At 64.5% G+C, this 19073-nt stretch carries 16 protein-coding genes; 8 read left to right on the forward strand and 8 right to left on the reverse strand.

Annotation, left to right across the window (positions count from 1 at the left end):
* Window positions 1-95 precede the first annotated feature (95 nt).
* From YP76_RS10215 to YP76_RS10250, 8 genes are all read right to left on the reverse strand, one after another.
* Window positions 96-851, reverse strand: a complete 756-nt coding sequence (locus tag YP76_RS10215) for an energy transducer TonB (RefSeq protein ID WP_052757379.1) — start codon at window positions 849-851, stop codon at window positions 96-98.
* Between the two features lie 153 nt (window positions 852-1004).
* Window positions 1005-3389 (reverse strand): TonB-dependent receptor, encoded by a 2385-nt coding sequence (locus YP76_RS10220; RefSeq protein ID WP_046763496.1) that lies wholly within the window; start codon window positions 3387-3389, stop codon window positions 1005-1007.
* Between the two features lie 86 nt (window positions 3390-3475).
* On the reverse strand, window positions 3476-3739 hold the full coding sequence (locus YP76_RS10225) for a ribbon-helix-helix domain-containing protein (RefSeq protein WP_046763497.1): 264 nt from the start codon (window positions 3737-3739) through the stop codon (window positions 3476-3478).
* 100 nt (window positions 3740-3839) lie between these two features.
* Complete coding sequence (phbB, locus tag YP76_RS10230; RefSeq protein WP_046763498.1) at window positions 3840-4562, reverse strand: acetoacetyl-CoA reductase; 723 nt, start codon at window positions 4560-4562, stop codon at window positions 3840-3842.
* A gap of 34 nt (window positions 4563-4596) precedes the next feature.
* Complete coding sequence (gene hemH / locus YP76_RS10235) at window positions 4597-5565, reverse strand: ferrochelatase (RefSeq protein ID WP_046763499.1); 969 nt, start codon at window positions 5563-5565, stop codon at window positions 4597-4599.
* Window positions 5565-7835, reverse strand: coding sequence for a molybdopterin cofactor-binding domain-containing protein (locus YP76_RS10240; RefSeq protein ID WP_046763500.1), 2271 nt, complete (start codon window positions 7833-7835; stop codon window positions 5565-5567). Before YP76_RS10240 ends, hemH begins: the two co-directional genes overlap by 1 nt.
* Window positions 7836-7874: 39 nt before the next feature.
* Complete coding sequence (locus tag YP76_RS10245; protein WP_046763501.1) at window positions 7875-8309, reverse strand: CoA-binding protein; 435 nt, start codon at window positions 8307-8309, stop codon at window positions 7875-7877.
* 65 nt (window positions 8310-8374) lie between these two features.
* The gene (locus tag YP76_RS10250; RefSeq protein ID WP_046763502.1) at window positions 8375-9346 is read right to left on the reverse strand and encodes an Mrp/NBP35 family ATP-binding protein; all 972 of its coding nucleotides are present in this window, start codon (window positions 9344-9346) and stop codon (window positions 8375-8377) included.
* Between the two features lie 136 nt (window positions 9347-9482).
* Between YP76_RS10250 and hflK the strand changes: the two genes are divergently transcribed.
* The 8 genes from hflK (at window position 9483) to YP76_RS10290 (ending at window position 19029) form a co-directional block, all read left to right on the forward strand.
* Window positions 9483-10616 (forward strand): FtsH protease activity modulator HflK, encoded by a 1134-nt coding sequence (gene hflK / locus YP76_RS10255; protein ID WP_198147462.1) that lies wholly within the window; start codon window positions 9483-9485, stop codon window positions 10614-10616.
* Window positions 10616-11461 (forward strand): protease modulator HflC, encoded by an 846-nt coding sequence (gene hflC, locus YP76_RS10260; protein ID WP_046763503.1) that lies wholly within the window; start codon window positions 10616-10618, stop codon window positions 11459-11461. The genes hflK and hflC overlap by 1 nt, the downstream gene beginning before the upstream one ends.
* A gap of 110 nt (window positions 11462-11571) precedes the next feature.
* Window positions 11572-13089, forward strand: a complete 1518-nt coding sequence (locus tag YP76_RS10265) for a Do family serine endopeptidase (protein WP_046763504.1) — start codon at window positions 11572-11574, stop codon at window positions 13087-13089.
* Window positions 13090-13207: 118 nt separating this feature from the next.
* A complete protein-coding gene (locus YP76_RS10270) occupies window positions 13208-14836 on the forward strand; it encodes a helicase HerA-like domain-containing protein (RefSeq protein ID WP_046763505.1) in 1629 nt (542 codons plus the stop codon).
* A gap of 17 nt (window positions 14837-14853) precedes the next feature.
* The gene (locus YP76_RS10275; protein WP_046763506.1) at window positions 14854-15267 is read left to right on the forward strand and encodes a hypothetical protein; all 414 of its coding nucleotides are present in this window, start codon (window positions 14854-14856) and stop codon (window positions 15265-15267) included.
* Between the two features lie 166 nt (window positions 15268-15433).
* On the forward strand, window positions 15434-16750 hold the full coding sequence (locus YP76_RS10280) for an MFS transporter (protein WP_046763507.1): 1317 nt from the start codon (window positions 15434-15436) through the stop codon (window positions 16748-16750).
* The gene (cysK, locus tag YP76_RS10285) at window positions 16747-17676 is read left to right on the forward strand and encodes a cysteine synthase A (protein WP_046763508.1); all 930 of its coding nucleotides are present in this window, start codon (window positions 16747-16749) and stop codon (window positions 17674-17676) included. The genes YP76_RS10280 and cysK overlap by 4 nt, the downstream gene beginning before the upstream one ends.
* 18 nt (window positions 17677-17694) lie before the next feature.
* A complete protein-coding gene (locus YP76_RS10290; RefSeq protein ID WP_046763509.1) occupies window positions 17695-19029 on the forward strand; it encodes a cell wall hydrolase in 1335 nt (444 codons plus the stop codon).
* Window positions 19030-19073: the final 44 nt, after the last annotated feature.

Raw genomic sequence — 19073 nt, forward strand, 5'->3', positions numbered from 1 at the left:
CCTAATCTTCTTGGGTTCCAGTTATTGCGACGCGTTCGCATAGTCAAACACTATTGCGAAACAAAATCATTTTGCCGACGGTGCCACTGCCGGGCTTATTCCCTGCGCAAGACGAAAGGAATCTCGACGATTCCCCTGACGCGAACGGCTTGCCCATCGCGGATCATCGGTTTCCAACGCCAACCGCGCACGGCGTCGCGCGCCGCATTGTCCAGTCGCGGGAACCCGCTGCTCTGCGTCACGGTCATGCTTTCCACCGCGCCATCAATGCCCAATGTCAAATCGAGTATCACCATTCCCTGTTCGCGCTTGCGACGGCTTTCGATCGGATAACGAGGCGGCTTTCCGGCGACCATCTGCGTGCCGATATCCCCTCCCTGCACAATGTTCGGGACGACAGCTGTGGCCGTCGCGGCAACGGGCACCGGAACGGCGACGGGCGATGCGGAGGGAACGGACACTGGATCGGGCGTGGTCGCGACGGCAGGGGTTGGCGGCACGGGCACAGGCACCAGCGGCGGGGGTGCGACAATCGCAGGCCGCGACGGCGGCGGCGGGGCTTCGGCGGCGGGCGGGGGTGGGGGCGGCGAGAGGTTCACGACCGAGAGACGCACCTCCTTGAAGCGCGGGACATGCTGGCGCGCCTGCACCAGCACCGTGATCAGCGCCGCGTGGACCAGGATGATGAGCATGACCGCCGGCACATGGACCGTGCGCCGCACGCCGTAGCGAGAGACAGGAAGATCGGACTGCGGAACGAGATAGGGAGAAACCGGCGCCGGCGCAGCCGGGGATGGGACGATCAGTTCATCCGCAGCATCTTCCATCACCCTATCCGCTGAACGAAACATGGCAGATTCCCTTTGGCCGGGCCATAACGCTAATAGTAATGCGACTCATTCGTATATGAAAATAAGACGGGTGGCGACCCGAGGAGGAGAGGATTGTATCGCCACCCGCCCATATCCCCCGGCAAGGGACGAATGCCGGGGGAAGGAGGACAATCAGAGCTTGTAGCCCAAGGTCAGCACCCAGGACCGGCCCTCACCGGGATTGGCCCAGCCATTGTTGCGGATGCTCGTATAATATTTCTTGTTGGTGAAATTCTGCACGTTGAGTTGCGCCGACAGATTCTCCGTGATCGGATAAGACAGCATCGCGCGATGCACCGCATAGGAGTCCGACTTGAAGAGCGGCACGATCGCCATACTGTTCGCCACCAGCGGCGTCGCAAGAGCCCGGTTGGTCAGGAAGAAGCTGCCCTGGTAGGTCAGCCCATAGCCGATCTGCAGCCCGAACGGAAAATTGTAGGTGGTGAACAGGCTGCCTGAATACCGCGGCGTGTTGGTCAGTTGCTGGCCGCGCTGCGGATCGATCACCGACGGATTATTGCCGCAGCCATTGGTCGTGGCCGAGACAGCCGGTGTCCAGGGATTGGCAAGGCAATGGTCCGAAACGCTCTGCAACACCTTGCTGTCGAGATAGGTATAGTTGGCGAAGATCGTCCAGCGCGACGTGATATTGCCCGACGCGCCGAGCGTGACGCCATTGACCCGGTTCCGGCCGTCGCCCACCGGCAGGTTGCCGACGAACGGGTCATTGGTCGCCACCCGATAGTTGGTGCGTTCGTTGCGGAACAGTGCCGCCGTCAACTGAAGCTGGCTGTCGAACAGATCGACCTTGGCGCCGATCTCATAATTGCGCGCCTCTTCGGGTGACAGATCGCAGGGATCGTTGTTGAAATTCGCCGCAGCCGCCAGGCCGCAGCCCGACCGCACGCTGGTCGCCGTCGGATTCTTCGAATTGCCATAGGCAATATAGAGGCTGGCATTTTCGACCGGCTTATAGACCAGCCCGACGCGATAGGAGAAGAGATGGTCCTTCGCGACCTGACCGGCGCCGGGGGTGGAGGCACCTCCCAGGGCAGGCGTGGCGATGGTGTCGGACCGGAATTTCCCGCGATTATATTCGTAGCGCAGGCCGCCATTCAGTTCGAGCTGATCCATCAGCTTGACCACGCCGAAGGCATAGGCCGCGACATTGAACAGGTCGCCGTCCTGGTGGCCGGTGCGGATCCTATTGACCGGCCCGCTATAGTCCGTCGCCGTTCCGATGGCGATCGGATTGAGCGTCGGATTGGGCGTGGCGCCATTGGCGTTGCGCAGCACATTGCCGCTGTCGAGCGCATAATCCTCCTGCATGGCGGAGGTGCCCAGCACCAGCCTGTGGCCGCCGGGAATGTCGAAGGTCAGATCGAGCTGGTTGTAGAGCGCCTGGTTCTCGGAAAAGCGGAAATTACCGCGCGGACCGCCGGGGTAATAGGTGCCAGGCACCTGTCCCGCCGCGCAGGCGATACCCGCCTGGGTCAGGCCGCTCGACAGGCAGTAGCTGCCCGCCTGCGGCGGATCGACCACCAGATTCTGCTCGACCCGCTGCCAGCGCGAGAGATTGCGGATGGAAAGAAGATCGCTGAACCTGTGCTCGAAGATGGCGGTGGCCTGATCGACCGTCTGATCCTGACGGTCGATATTCCTGTAGCCGAGATAGGCGCTGTAGGGCACGCCCGGCAGCGGACCGTCATAGATGCCGTTCTTGTAATAAGGCACGCCATAGAGCGGCGTGTTCCTGTCCTCCTGATGGACATAGAGCAGTGTCAGGGAGGTAGGACCGTCCACGCCCAGCTTGACCGACGGTGCGACGCCCCAACGCTTGTAATGATCGACCTGCCGTGCGGGCACATCATTTTCGTGGACCATGGCGTTCAGGCGCACCGCGATCCGGTCATTCACCCGGACGTTGCTGTCGATCGTCGCGCGATAATAGTCGGATGTGCCGACCCCCGCCTGGATCAGCGTTTCGTCATCGGCCTTGGGCCGCTTGGTGACGAGATTGATATTGCCGCCGATCGCACCCGAGCCGCCATAGACGCTGTTGGCGCCGTTGGTGACTTCGATCTGCTCCAGATTGAACGGATCGGTGCGGCTGTACTGAGCGCTGTCGCGCACGCCGTCGATGCTGATGTCGGTGTTCGCACTCTGGCCGCGCAGGTTGATGCTGTCGCCATAGCCCCCGCCACCCTCGCCGGCACCGAAGGTGATGCCCGGCACGGTCGCCAGCACATCGCGCAGCGTCAGCAGATTCTGTTTCTGGATCGTCTGGTTGCCGATCACGGTGATGGTCTGCGGCGTGTCCAGCAGCGGCCGGACATATTTGGGCGATTCCGCCTTCTCGACCTTCACTGCCGATTCATCGATCGCCGTGTCGGTGACCGTCATCCCGCCGAGCTTGGCGCCCTGCGCGCCGTCCTGCGCCTGAACGGTGGAAGCGAAGGCCATGGCACTGACGCAACCAAGCGCCAGAAAGGAAGAATGTGACATTGCTTTGGACATGGAAACAGAACCCCTTTTCTCTATTCCGGGGCATCTGCTATTGCGACTCGTTCGCATAGTCAATGCTATTGCGAATAATTATTATTTTATGGCCGCATATTATCCCTGAAAAGCCAGCACCTTATCGCGCTGGCCAGATTGGGGGGATCGTCCGCCGCCATGCGTGCCACGTCGATACGCGCGATCAGCGCATTGACAGGCAAGCCCTCGCGCACGGCGGCCGCGCGGAGGGCTTCCCAGAATATCGGTTCCAGGCTGATGGCGGTCTGATGGCCCGCGATGGTCACGCTACGCTTGACAGGCGGCGCGAAGAGCGCCGCCGAAGCGCCATCTTCACGTTCAGCCGACATCGCGTTCAGGGGGAACCGAAAAGGCGGATGTTCGAACAGGGGAGCCCGGAAAATCGCCGTGTACGGGCTCGTCCCCACTGCATGTCGACCAACCCATCCATCAATACATATGCTGGCCGCCGTTGATCGACAGCGTGCTGCCGGTCACGAAGCCGCCATCCTCGCTACAGAAGAAGGCGACGCCTCGCGCGATTTCATCGGCATGGCCAAGACGGCCGACCGGGATCTTGGCGACGATCTTTTCCAGCACGGCGGCGGGCACCGCGGCGACCATGTCGGTGTCGATATAGCCAGGCGCGATGGCATTGACGGTCACACCATATTTCGCGCCTTCCTGCGCCAGCGCCTTGGTGAAACCATGGATGCCGGACTTGGCGGCGGCATAGTTCACCTGACCATATTGGCCGGCCTGGCCGTTGATCGAGCCGATGTTGACGATGCGGCCCCAACCCCGCTCACGCATCCCACCGAAGGTTGCCTTCGCCATGTTGAAGCAACCGCCCAGATTGATGCGCATCACCTCGTTCCAGTCGTCGAAGCTCATCTTCGCGAGCACGCCGTCGCGGGTGATGCCCGCATTGTTGACGACGATGGAGATCGGCCCCAGCGCTTCTTCCACCTGCGCGCACCCGTCCAGACAGGCCTGGTGATCACCCACGTCCCATTTGAAGGAGCCTATGCCGGTCCGCTCGGTAAAGGCCTGCGCCTTTGCCTCATTGCCGGCATAATTTGCCGCGACCGTATAACCCATTTCCTTGAGCGCCAGGCTGATTGCCTCGCCGATACCACGCGTCCCGCCCGTGACGATTGCAACTTTGCTCATATCGGCTCTCCTTAAAAATAGTGACGGACGAAACTCACCTCTCCAACCAGCCGGCCAGTTCGCGACGGGCCAGATTCTCATACAGGTTCATAGCGTCCCGTGACGCGTTCAAACAACTCAAATGGACAAATTTATGACCACCGGCGGCGATAAAGTCCGCTTTGGCTCGAATAGCGATTTCCTCTACGGTCTCCAGGCAATCCGCGGCAAATCCGGGCGTCAGCACCGCGACCTTTCCGACGCCTTGGCCGGGAAGTTTCCTCAGACTGTCATCCGTCGCCGGTCCCAGCCATTTCGCCCGGCCGAAACGCGACTGGAACGTCACCCGTACTTCGCAGCCCAGCGCCTCCCCCAGCAATCGCGCCGTTTCCACGCACTGGTCGCGATAGGGATCGCCCAGCAGCCGCGTCCGCTCCGGCATGCCGTGGAAACTGGCGATCAACAGGTCGGGCGCGAAGTCGAGCGCGGCCAACTGAGTCAGTGTGGAGGCGCGCAACGCCTCGATATAGGCTGGGTCCGCATAATAGGGCGTAAGGGTACGAATGGCAGGCTGCGCGCGCATCTTGCGTAGGGCTTCATAAGCCGCATCCAGCGCCGTCGCGGTCGTCGCGCCGCAATATTGCGGATAAAGCGGCGCCAGCAGGATACGGTCGCATCCCGCGGCGACCATGGCCTCCAGTCGCGAGGCGATGGAGGGATTGCCATAGCGCATCGCCCAATCCACGACCAGTTCGGGCAAACCCTGCTGGAGCGCCGAAGAGATGGCACGGGTATAGACCGCGAGCGGAGAGCCATGCTCCATCCACACCTGTCGATAGGCATGGGCCGACTTGCGCGGCCGGGTCATCAGGATCGGACCACGCAATATCGGCTGCCAGAGCCATTGCGGTAATTCGACCACGCGGGGGTCGGAAAGAAATTCCTTCAGATACCGTCGCACGGACGCTGTGTCGGGCGCGCCGGGTGTACCAAGATTGATGAGGAGGATGCCGATCTTGCCCATTATCCCTCCATCAGCAGCGGCAAGTTGCGGAAACGACGCCCGGCCGTGGTGAACAGCGCGTTGGCGATGGCAGGTGCGACCAGGGGCGCGGCCACGTCGGTCAGACCCGTGGGCGGCGCGGTACTGCGGATCAACTCGACCGTGATCTCGCCGATGTCGCCCAGCCGGGGCAGCCCCATGCGGCCCAATATCGCGCGGGTCGGCATGCCCTTGGCATAGGGTATGGCTGCCCCCATGGCGAGCGCCAGCCCATGGACAAGCCCGCTTTCGATCTGTTGCCGGGCGATGTCGGGATTGACCTGTTCCCCGCCATCGACGGCGGCGATGATCCGGCCGACCTGTAGCTTGCCCTCGGAAATCCCCGCCTCCGCCATGACGGCAATATAGGCACCGTTGATCCTGTGCGCGGCAAGTCCCTGCCCGCTCCCGGCGATCCCGCCCTGCCAGCCGCCCATGGCGCCCACGGTCGCCAGGCAATGCGCCAGACGCGGATTGCCGCCCAGCATCTGGATGCGGAAGGACATCGCCTCGATCTGCGCCTGATGCGCCATTTCGTCGATGAAACTCTCCGTGAAGAAGGCGCCGTGCAGATGCGCATTGGCTCGCGCGAAACCCAGCGGCAGGCCGATCTCGGCGGGGAAATGCTCCACTGCCCAATTGGGCACGGCATAGGGCAGTTCCATGCCTGCCACCGCCAGCCGGCTCGAAACGCCGGCCGTGTCCGCAATCGCCTCGTGCGGCAGTCTGTGATGGGCGATACGCGCCCAGGTCTGCGCCATTGCGCAGGGCGCAGCGACCTTGGCAGACCAGATTTCGATCGCGCCGTTGCGGCCGAGCTTGCCCGCCATGCGCGCATGGGCTGGCGCGCTGGGCCGGTCCTGGATCACATCCTCCAGCCGCGACCAGAGCAGTTGCACCGGCCGCCCCATTTCGCGGGACAGCAGCGCCGCCTGCACGCCCGGCTCGAAATCCATCCGACGCCCATGACCGCCACCGGCATGCAGCGGATAGAGCGTCACCGCCCCCACGGACAACCCCAACGCTTTCGCAATGGCGGCACGCGCCAGGCCGGGCGCCTGGCTCGCCATCCAGACTTCCGCACCTTCATCGCCGATCCGCGCCGTCGCACACATCGGCTCCAGCCCCAGATGCAGCCCCGGCCGCACCTTATATTCGCTGGCAAGGATCGCCGCGCCCTGAGCCAACGGCTGGACATCGCCCTGCGCATAGAGCCGCTCGCCGGAGGATGCGGCAAAGGCCTGCTCCAGCGCCGCTTCCATGCCCCCGCTGTCGACGGGCGTACCGGCAAGCTCGAACACCGGATCGGCCAGGTCCAGCGCCTTGTTCGCCGCCCACCAGTTGTTGGCGACCGCCGCCACCCAGCGTTCCTGCCGGATGAGCTTGAGGAATCCGGTGACGGATTTCGCCGCGCCCTCATTGACGCTTTTCAGGACGGCATCGCCGATCGGTCCCTGCCGGATCGAGGCAAAGACCATGTCCGGCAGGCGGATGTCGGCAGCGAAATTATGGCTGCCATCGATCTTGGAAGGCGTATCGAGCCGCGGCAGTTCCTGCCCGGCCAGCCTGTCCGCATCCGTCTGACGGAAGGGCAATATGTCGGGCAGGTCATAAGTGGCAGCATCCTCCACCACCTCCCCGATCTTCAGCCTGCGCTGGCCGCCGTCGGAGATGATGCCGTTCTGGATATCGCAACTTTCCCACGCCACGTCCCAGCGCGCCGCCGCCGCCTTGCACAGCAGCACGCGCGCCGCCGCGCCCGCCTCACGATAGGCCTGGTGGAACATCGGCAGGGAAGTGCCCGCCCCCGTCAGCATCAGCGCGCGGCGGGTCGCATATTGGTCGATCGTCCAGTCGCCCGCCGCCCCGGCAAGGCGGCTCCAGTCATTGGCCAGCCATTCGCGCGCCAACAATGTGTTGGCATAGAGCGGGCTGACCGGCGCGCTCTGCACGCCGACCGTACGCCAGTCGGCGCCTAGTTCATCCGCCAATATCTGCGGCAAGATGGTGCTGATCCCCTGCCCCATCTCCGTTTGCGGCACGATGACGATGACCTGCCCGGCCCGGTCGATCTTGAGGAAGGCGTTGAAGGCGGTCTCGCCCGGCGCGGTATTGAGATTCGGGCGATAGGCCCTTGGCCACACCGCCCACGCCAGCAGCAACCCCGCGCTCGCGCCCCCGCCGATCAGCAGCGTGCGCCGGTTCAAACCTCTTGTCTTCTGCTGACCCAGCTTCCGCGGTGCGCGCCCCATAGCCCCGCTGATAAAGAGGCTTGGGACGACTGGAAAGCCTTATTGCGCGTCAATCGGCGCAAGTTGGAGGCGACGTATCTCGATCGCCGGACAACGGTCCATCACGACCTTGAGCCCCGCGGCCTCGGCGCGGGCGGCGGCGGCTTCGTTCACCACGGCCAGTTGCATCCAGACCGCCTTGGCACCGGCGGCAATGGCATCGTCCACCGCCTCGCCCGCCGCCTCGCTGCGGCGGAAGATGTCGACCATGTCGATCGGCACGCCGATGTCGGACAAGCGCGCCCAAACGAATTCGCCATGCACATGCTCGCCCGCGATCTGCGGATTGACGGGCAACACGCGATAGCCATGGTCCTGCAAGGTCTTCATCACGCCATAGCTCGGCCGGTCGGGCCGGTCGGAAATCCCGACCAGCGCGATGGTGCGGGTTTCATTCAGCAGATCGGCAATGTCCTGTGCGTCGGTCAACGGCATGATATCACCCTCCAATGGCCTTTCGACATGGGAAGGACGCGGGAGGGACGCAAGCCGTTCCCCCTTCAAAACTTTGCTTGAGGCCGCAGCCACGCCGCTACCTTTTCCGCGATCGCGCGGAAGGCGGCGCCATGCACATCGTCGCCCGCCGCGGGAGGATCGCCCGCGTCGGACCGGCGACGAATGTCGATCGCCAGCGGAATCCGGCCGAGGAAGGGCATGCCCATCTCGCCCGCCGCCGCCTCCGCGCCGCCCTGCCCGAAGGGGTCCGACACCTCTCCGCAATGCGGGCAGGCATAGCCCGCCATATTCTCGACCAGACCGATCATCGGCACCTGCGTCTGCTCGAACAGGCTGACCGCGCGGGTCGCGTCGATCAGCGCCAGGTCCTGTGGCGTGGAGACGATGACGGCTCCGGCAGGCTTGTGCTTCTGCACCATCGAAAGCTGCACGTCGCCCGTGCCCGGCGGCATGTCGACGATCAACACTTCCACTTCCCCCCAGTCCGCCTCGATCAGCTGGGCCAGCGCATTGCCCGCCATCGGCCCGCGCCAGGCCAGCGCCTTGCCCGGCTCGACCAGATGGCCCATCGACAGCATCGGAATGCCGAGCGGGCTTAGCACCGGGATAAGCTGCTTGTCCTTCGCCTGCGGCTTCCTGTCCTCGCTGGCCATCAGTCGCGCCTGAGACGGGCCGTAAATATCGGCATCGACCAACCCGACCCGGATACCCAGCCGTTGCAGCGCGACCGCCAGATTGGCCGAAAGCGTCGATTTGCCGACGCCCCCTTTGCCCGAAGCGACAGCGATGATCTTCATCGGTTTGCGCTCCGCCGTCATCGCGATACGCACGTCGCTGACGTCCGGCAGGTTGAGTGCGCCCTCGCGGATCGCCGCGGCGACGGCATCGCGCTGGTCCAGCGACAGGCCGGCCACATCCAGCACCAGCGACATCACGCCGTCCTTGACCCGCGGCGCGCTGGCGCGGCCGTCGGTCAGTATTTTCAGGCGGGCGGCAAAATCTTCAAGCTCGGTCATGGGAGCGCCATCTAATGGCTTTCGACCTCCGGTTAAACCGGCCGGCCCCCTTTTTTATCCCCCGCGACATCATTCGAAACAATAATCGTTGCGAAGGGCACTGTTTTTCGTGGGAAAGCCTTCCTATAGAGGAGCGATGAACAGAATTTTCGGGTGGATGCCGCGCATTGCGAGCGCCATGGCCCAGGGTCCCTGGGGCGGTAAAAACGACGGGCCGGACGGCAACGACGGCCAAGGCAAGGGCGGCGATGGCGGGCGCGAGGGCGGCCCGCGCAATCCCTGGACCCAACCGGGGCGCCCCTCCGGTCCCAAAGGCCCCTCCGCGATCGAGGAACTGCTCCGCCGCGGCAAGGAAAGCTTCGGCCAGGGCGGCGGTGGCGGCTTCGGCAACCTGCCGCCTCGTCCTTCGGGCAAGGCGCTGTGGCCTGCCGCCATCGGCATATTGGTGGTGCTCTGGCTGGTCCTGACCTGCTTCCACCGCGTCGGTCCGCAGGAACGCGGCGTCGTCACCCTGCTCGGCAAATATAGCCGCACCCTCTCGCCGGGCATCAGCCTGACCTTGCCCGCGCCGTTCGAGAATGTGACGACCGTTGACGTAGAGGAAATCCGCACGATCGACATCGGATCGACCCGCGCGGAAAGCGAGAATCTGGTACTGACCGGCGACCAGAACATCATCGACCTTGCCTATTCGGTGCGCTGGAACATCCGCAGCCCCGAACTTTATTTGTTCCAGTTGTCCGATCCTGACGCATCGGTCCGCGAAGTCGCGGAAAGCGCGATGCGTTCGGTCGTCGCCAGCGTCAGCCTGGAGGATGCGCTGGGCGCGGGCCGGACCGAGATCGAGCAGCAGGTCGAGCAGCGGATGCAGGAAATCCTCGACGGCTATAAATCCGGCATCCGCGTGCAGGGCGTCGCGATCAAGCAGGCCGACCCGCCGACAGCGGTCAACGACGCGTTCAAGGCCGTGTCCGCCGCGCAGCAGACTGCCCAGACCTATCTCAATGAAGCCCGCGCCGCCGCGCAACAGGTGACGGCCAAGGCGCAGGGCGAGGCCGCCGCCTTCGACAAGGTCTATGAGCAGTATAAGCTCGCGCCCGACGTGACCCGCCGCCGCATGTATTATGAAACCATGGAGGGCGTCCTGGCGAACGTCGACAAGACCATCGTCGAAAGCGGCAATGTGACGCCGTTCCTGCCGCTGCCCGAACTCAAGCGCCGGGCGCAGGCCAACACGGCCCAGGGCACCACGACCGAGGGAGGCCAGTGATGCAGGGCCTGGTCCGCCATCCCGTCGCGCTCGCGCTGCTCGCCATCGCCGCGCTGCTGCTGATCGGCAGCACCATCGCGATCGTGCCCGAAACCAAGCAGGGCGTGATCGTGCGCTTCGGCGATCCCAAGAAGATCATCAACCGATACCGGCCGAACGAGGATTTCGGGAAGACCGGCGCAGGCATCATCCTTCGCTGGCCGTTCATCGACCAGGTCGTCTGGATCGACAAGCGCGTCCTGTCCGTGGAAATGGAACGCCAGCAGGTGCTCTCCACCGACCAGTTGCGCTTGCAGGTCGATGCCTTCGCCCGGTACCGCATCGTCGATCCGCTGCGCATGTATATCGCGGCGGGCAGCGAAGACCGCGTATCCGATGCGCTGAGACCCATTCTCGGCTCCGCGCTGCGCAACGAATTGGGCAAGCGGCCGTTCGCAGCACTGCTTTCGCCGGAGCGCGGCCAGGTGATGGACAATATTGAAGCCGGCCTGAACCGGGTTGCCCGCCAATATGGCGCCCAGATCGTCGATGTGCGCATCAAGCGCGCAGACCTGCCCGATGGCGCGCCGCTGGAAAGCGCCTTCACCCGCATGCGCACCGCACGCGAGCAGGAGGCGCTGACGATCCGGGCCCAGGGCGCGAAGCAGGCGCAGATCATCCGCGCGGAAGCCGATGCCAATGCCGCCCGCATCTATTCGGACAGCTTCGGCAAGGATGCGCAATTCTACGATTTCTATCGCGCCATGCAGGCTTATCGTTATACCTTCTCCCCGGACAAGCAGGGGTCGACCGCCATGGTCCTCTCCCGCGACAATGATTTCCTGAAACAGTTTCAGGGGCGTTGATTTCATTACGGAACCAGCGCCATTCAATGACGGTTAAGGCAAGGCGGCGCATCCCGCTCATCGCAAAGTCCCGCCCTTCCTTCGCCAAGTTCATGAGAGGACCGTCACGAGTGCGTTACGCTTATGCCATTACCGGTGCCCTGCTGCTCGGCGGCACGGCCATCGCCGTCACGACCAGTTCCCATGTCGGCGCGCAAGTCGCGCAAAATGAAGGCATGCAGGCAGCGGCTCCCGCCGGCGCGCCCGCCAGTCTGGCCGATATGGTCGAAAAGCTGCAACCCGCCGTGGTCAACATCTCGACCAGACAGCGGGTGCAGGTCCAGAATCCCTTTGCCGGCACCCCATTTGGCGACCTGTTCGGCCAGGGCCAGGCACCGGGCGGCAAGCCCCAAACCCGGCAAGCCCAGTCACTGGGGTCCGGCTTCATCATTTCGGCCGACGGCTATATCGTCACCAACAACCATGTGGTGTCGGCGGGCGCGGAAGGCGCGTCGGTGGATTCGATCACGGTCACGCTGACCAACCGCGAGGAATATCCGGCCAAGCTGATCGGCCGCGATCCGGCGACCGACATCGCCGTGCTGAAGATCGAGCCGAAAAAGGCCCTGCCCTTCGTGAAGTTCGGTGACAGCACCAAGGCGCGCGTGGGCGACTGGGTGATCGCCATCGGCAACCCCTTCGCCCTGTCGGGCACGGTGACGGCGGGCATCATCTCCGCCGTGCATCGCGGCACCGGCGGCACCTATGACAAGTTCATCCAGACCGACGCGTCGATCAACCAGGGCAACTCCGGCGGCCCGATGTTCGACATGCGCGGCAATGTGATCGGCATCAACAGCCAGATCCTCTCGCCCTCGGGCGGCAATGTCGGCATCGGCTTCGCCATCCCGTCGGAACAGGCCGCGCCGATCGTCGACACGCTGCGCAAGGGCCAGGCGGTCAAGCGCGGCTATCTGGGCATCCAGATCAGCCCGCTGGGCGAGGATCTGGCCGATTCGCTTGGCCTTGCCAAGAATCGCGGCGAGTTCGTGCAGGGCGTGGAACCCGGCAAGGGCGCCGACAAGGCCGGGATCAAGGCGGGCGACGTGATCGTCAGCGTGGCCGGCCAGGAAGTGACGCCGGATCAGAACCTCTCGTCCATCGTCGCCAACCAGCCCATCGGATCGCGCGTGCCGATCGTGCTGCTGCGCAACGGCCAGCGCCAGACCGTGACCGCCGTGGTTGGCGAGCGCCCGTCCGAGGATGAGTTGAACGCCTTCGCCCAGCAACAGGACGATGATTTCAACCAGCAACAGGACGACCAGTCCGGCAGCGGCCAGGCGACGCAGCAATCGCTCGGCATTTCCGCCATCCCGTTGACCTCGACCATCATCCGCCAGCTCGGCATCGCGGCCGACACGCGCGGCATCGTGATCACCGCGGTGGACAGCTCGACCGATGCGGGCGCCAAGGGGCTGCGTCGCGGCGATGTGATCATCACCGCCAACAACCGGCCGGTCGCCACCCAGGCGGAACTTGACGCGCAGGTGAAGGCGGTGTCGGCCCAGGGCCGCAGCGCGATCCTCCTGCAAGTCCTGCGTCGCGGCCAGCCTGCGGTGTTCCTGCCGGTGCGGCTGCGCGATAAATAAACCGCTGATAATCAGCGGATCGTTACGGGCCGCGCTTGCCGGGAACCCTGTCTCCCCTCTACACTGAGGCGACAGACTCCGGCGGGCGTGGCCCGAAGCTTTTGGGGAGCATGACGGAATGAGCGACGGCATTTTCATCGGCCTTGGCGCACCGGACAAGGATGGCGGCATCCCTCAGACGCTGAACCTGCGCAGGGCCAACCGCCATGGCCTGATCGCGGGCGCGACCGGCACCGGCAAGACCGTGACGTTGCAGGGCATTGCCGAAAGCTTTTCGGCGCTCGGCGTCCCCGTCTTCCTCGCGGATGTGAAAGGCGATCTGTCGGGCATCTCCATGGCTGGCTCGCCCACCGCCAAAAATGCCGATAAGCTGGTCGCCCGCGCCAAGGAAATCGGCATCGAGAATTACAGCTATGCCGACAATCCGGCCATATTCTGGGATCTGTACGGCGAACAGGGTCATCCGATCCGCACCACTGTCAGCGAAATGGGACCGCTGCTGCTGTCGCGGCTGATGGACCTCAACGAAACGCAGGAGGGTGTGCTTTCCATCGCCTTCAAATATGCCGACGAGGAAGGGCTGCTGTTGCTCGATCTCGGCGACCTTCAGGCGATGCTGGCTTATTGTGCGGAAAATGCCGACAGCCTGTCGGCCCGCTACGGCAATGTGACCAAGGCCAGCGTCGGCGCCATCCAGCGGCAATTGCTCCAGCTTGAATCCCAGGGTGGCGACCATTTCTTCGGTGAACCCGCGCTCGACATTCACGACATGCTGAAAGTCGACGAGAAGGGCCGCGGCTATGTGAACGTTCTTGCCGCCGACAAGCTGATGCAGAGCCCCAAGCTCTATGCCACCTTCCTGCTCTGGCTGCTCTCCGAACTGTTCGAGACGCTGCCCGAAGTCGGCGATCCGGACAAGCCCGTCCTCGTCTTCTTCTTCGACGAGGCGCACCTTCTCTTCGACGACGCGCCCAAGGCGCTGACCGACAAGATCGAGCAGGTGGTGCGCCTGATCCGCTCCAAGGGCGTCGGCATCTATTTCGTGACCCAGAACCCGATCGACATTCCGGAGGATGTGGCGGGCCAGCTCGGCAACCGGGTCCAGCACGCGCTGCGCGCCTTCACGCCCCGCGACCAGAAGGCGATCAAGGCGGCAGCGGATACCTTCCGCGTCAATCCGGACCTGAACGTCGAAACCGCCATCACCGAACTCAAGGTGGGCGAGGCGCTGGTGTCGCTGCTTCAGGAGGATGGATCACCGGGCATCGTGCAGCGCACATTGATCGCGCCGCCGCGTTCGCGCCTGGGTCCGGTGGATGCCAAAGAGCGCGCGATCATCCAGTCGATTTCGCCCTGCGCGGGCAAATATGACACGACTGTGGATCGCGAATCGGCCGAGGAGATCCTCGCCGCGCGGGGGCAGGCCGCCGCTGCCGCCGCGCAGGCGTCCAAGGCGCAGGCCGAAGCCGACAAGGCCGCCGCCGCCCAGGCGAAGGTCGAGGCCAAACAGCGCGAGGCCCAGCTCAAGGAACAGGCCCGGCAGGAAGCCGCCGCCGCCCGCGAAGCCGCCAAGCCATCCGGTTTCGACAAGGCGATCCAGTCCGCCACCCGCTCCGCCGCCTCGTCGGTCGGCCGTCAGGTCGCCAATGAGCTTGGCCGCGCGGTCTTCGGCGGGTCCAGCCGCAAAAGCTCGGGCGGGATCGCGGGTCAATTGGTGCGCGGCATATTGGGCAGCCTGTTCAAATAGGCACGGGGAGAAACGCCATGCGAAAGATGGTCATCTGCATTAAGGGCATCTGCATACTGGGTCTGGCATCCGCCATTCCCGTTCATGCGCAGGATTATCGCGACCTGCATCGCGCCGCCGATGCCGCCATTGCCAGCGACATCGCCCGCGACCGTCAGGCCGAACGCGACGCCAAGCGCCAACCTTACGCCTCGCCCGCCTATGGCCCGATCCGCACCGCCACGGCCGCGCGCAATGCCTGCGCCGCCAAGGCACGGGAGGAGGCCGGACCCGGCACGAAAATCCTCGGGCGGATCGCCGCCAGCAGCATGTCAACAGGATGGGAAGTCGAGGGCGAAGTCGGCCCCTTCGATGGTCAGCGGTCAGTGCCTTTCGTCTGCTCCGTGCGGAATGGATCGGTGAGCGGGATCATGTTGCAGCCGGATCGCTAGACCCTTTCCACCATGTTCCTGCGAAGGCAGGAACATGGTGCCTCTCCAGCCTACGGGCAGGGATCCCTTTCCCCTAAAGCCACACCTTCCCCACCCCAAATATTGCTGCGCCTTTTCTCTACCGATCAGGTTGCGAGAGTCATTGTGCAGGCGCTAAGGAGGGCCGATGCATAGCCCTTCCATCCCGCACCATCCCCTGCGCTTCGGTGATTTCCGGGCCTATCTGCTGGGGCGGCTGACGGCGGTACTCGCGCAATACAGCATGATGGTCGTGCTGGCGTGGCAGGCCTATAATGTCGCGCGCGAAACGATGAGCACGGGGGCTGCCTCGGCCCAGCTTGGCCTGATCGGCCTTGCGCAATTCCTGCCGCTCTTCTTCCTGACGCCCGTGACAGGTTGGGTGGCGGACCATTTCGACCGGCGCAAGATCACCCGCTTCACTCTGTTGCTGCTGATGCTGGCGTCGGGAACCCTGGCCTTCGCAACCTATGAGGGTCGGATCACCCTGCCCCTGATCTTCGGCATCGCCGCCATCGTCGGTATCGCTCGCGCCTTCAACGGCCCGGCCTACAGCGCCCTTGCCCCCAATCTGGTGCCACGCGAAGTGCTGCCCAACGCCATCGCCATTGCCAGCGTCGTCTGGCAGGCGGGGATGATCGCGGGTCCGGCGCTGGGCGGCTATGCCTATGCCATTCAACCCTGGGGCGCCTATGCGCTGGCATCGGGCCTGTTCGCCGTCGCCCTGCTCTGCATGCTGCTGATCGGTCCGGTGCCGCAGCCGCCCCGGGACACCAGCCGCCATCCGGTGCGCCAGATGATCGACGGCCTCACCTATGTCCGCACCAACCGGCTCGTGCTTGCGACCATCACGCTCGACCTGTTCGCGGTTCTGCTGGCCGGCGCGACCGCGCTGTTGCCGGTCTATGCCCGCGACATATTGCATGTGGGGTCGGCGGGCCTTGGCCATCTCGCCGCTTCGCCGGGCATCGGCGCGGGTGTCACCGCACTCTTCTTCTCCTTCCGTCCGATGAAGACCGAAGTCGGTCTGAAAATGCTGGGCGCCGTCATCCTGTTCGGCATCGCGACCATCATCTTCGGCAGTACCGCCTTCCTGCCTCGCGCCATCGCGCCGGAAGTCGGCATCGCCGCCCTGATCCTGCTGGGGTCGGCCGACATGGTATCCGTCTATGTCCGCCAGTCACTGATCCAGCTTCATACGCCCGACGAGATGCGCGGTCGCGTGTCCAGCCTGTCGCAACTCACCATTTCCGCCTCCAACGAACTGGGCGAGGCGGAATCCGGCTTCCTCGCCGCACTGGTCGGCCCGGTCGCGGCGGTGATCGGCGGCGGCATCGGCGCCATTATGATAACCCTTATCTGGGCACGGCTCTTTCCAGAACTGCGCCTTGCCCGTACCTTCGACCCACCTGAAATCCTACCCGAACAAGGGGCGGCTGAATCCAAGCAGGAGAAAGCGCAATGAAGGCATCCAGCATTTTGGAAACCATCGGCAATACGCCGCATATCCGCGTCAACCGGCTGTTCGGTGATGCACCCAAAGGCACGGAAGTGTGGATCAAGTCCGAACGTTCCAACCCCGGCGGGTCGATCAAGGACCGAATCGCCCTGTCCATGATCGAGGCCGCCGAAGCATCGGGCGACCTGAAACCCGGCGGCACGATCATCGAACCGACGTCGGGCAATACCGGCGTGGGCCTGGCCATGGTCGCGGCGGTCAAGGGCTATAAGCTGATCCTGGTCATGCCCGAGAGCATGAGCCTGGAGCGTCGCCGGCTGATGCTGGCCTATGGCGCCAGCTTCGACCTGACGCCGCGTGAAAAGGGCATGAAGGGCGCAATCGAGCGCGCGCTGGAACTGGTCGAGCAGACCCCCGGCTCGTGGATGCCGCAGCAATTCGAGAATCCGGCGAACATCGACGTCCATGTCCGCACCACGGCGCAGGAAATCGCCGCCGATTTTGCTGACTCGCCCCTGGACGCGCTGATCACCGGCGTCGGCACCGGCGGTCATATCACCGGCGTGGCGCAGGTGCTCAAGCAGCTCTGGCCCCATCTCAAGGTCTATGCGGTCGAGCCGACCCTGTCCCATGTCATCAGCGGCGGCCAGCCCGGCCCCCACCCGATCCAGGGCATAGGTGCTGGCTTCATCCCGGCAAACCTCCACACCCAATTGCTCGACGGCGTGATCCAGGTCGATCCGGCTGACGCCAAGGAGTTCGCCCGCCGCGCCGCGCGGGAGGAAGGGGTGCTGGTGGGCATCTCCTCCGGCGCGACACTCGCCGCCATCGCTCAGAAGCTGCCGGAACTCGCCGCAGGCAGCCGCGTTCTGGGCTTCAACTATGACACCGGCGAACGCTATTTGTCGGTGCCCGACTTCCTGCCCGAATAAGGCAGTTCCGGGCCGGGCATGACCGACGCTGCAACCCCTGGCCAGCCACGCAAATGGGCGTGGCTGCTTTGGCTCATGCTGTTCGTCGGCCTGCCCGCCATGGTCGCGACCTGGGAAGGGCGTATACCCGCGTCAAAGCATCCGTTTGACGCCGTTTCGGTCACGCGTCTCAAACGTCCGACAACCCCGCCCCCGCCGGTAGAGCCGGTCGATTTTTATGCGCTCGACCGGAATCAGGCGCGAACGTTCAACGCCGCCGTGCCCTTTTCCCACCTGCCCAATCCGGCGGCGCGGCCTTTCCTCTTCACAGGATCCGAAACCGATCTCGCCCGCGCTACGGACTGTCTGGCCGCGGCGCAACTTTATGAGGCGGGCGACGATGCGTCAGGCGAGCGGGCCGTGGCACAGGTCGTGCTCAACCGCGTACGCCATCCCGCCTTTCCCAAGACCGTCTGCGGCGTCGTCTTTCAGGGGCAGGAACGCGCCACCGGCTGCCAGTTCACCTTCACCTGTGATGGCGCCCTCGCCCGCACGCCCACTCAGGCGGCATGGGAAAGGGCGCGGGAGATCGCCAGATCGGCGCTGGCGGGCAAGGTCTACAAGCCTGTCGGCTATGCCACCCATTATCACACCGACTGGGTGGTTCCCTATTGGAGTGGCAGTCTGGACAAGATCGGCGCGGTGGGCACCCACCTCTTCTTCCGCTGGCGCGGCTGGTGGGGCACGCCGCCCGCCTTCCGCCGGACGGGCGACAATGGCGAGCCGTTGATCGCGCGTATCGCCCGACTGTCCGCCGCTCATCAGGGCGGGCCGGGCGCGGTCGTCGTGCCGTCGGCCGCCTTGCTCGCCGGGGGCGCATTGCATGACCTGGCCGCGCAGCCGCAACAGGCGATCGGGGCGGACTCGCTGGGCAAGATGATGGCGGGCGTGCGGTTGATCGCGATCGCACCGGGCGCGAAAAGCTTCCTGGTCGAACTGGGGCGCAACACGGCGCCGGACAGTTGGCCGGCGCTGGCGCAAACCTTTTGCGCGGGCCGGCCGGAATGCCGGATCATGGCGTGGCGTATCGGCACCGCGCCGGCTGGCCTGCCGTTGTCCGGCGACCAGATGGAAAGCATGGCCTTCGCCTATATCCACAACGATGCGACAGGTTTGCAGCGCGCGCTGTGGAATTGCATACAGACGCCGCGCGGCAACAAGGATGAGTGCATGCGCCAGCGCGTTCCCACGGCAACCGCATCTGCTACGCCTCCCGCCGCACCAGAACTCGCCGGCGTGCGCCGTAAAGAGCGGTTCGAAACGGTGAAGATTACCCCACCTCCCCCCGTCATTGCCGTACCCGCCCAGCCCTGACGTCATGCTCCTGCCTTTGCAGGAACAGGAGATTCCGGGCGCCC

The sequence above is a fragment of the Sphingobium chungbukense genome, from assembly GCF_001005725.1.
In the GTDB taxonomy this organism is placed as follows: Bacteria; Pseudomonadota; Alphaproteobacteria; order Sphingomonadales; family Sphingomonadaceae; genus Sphingobium; species Sphingobium chungbukense.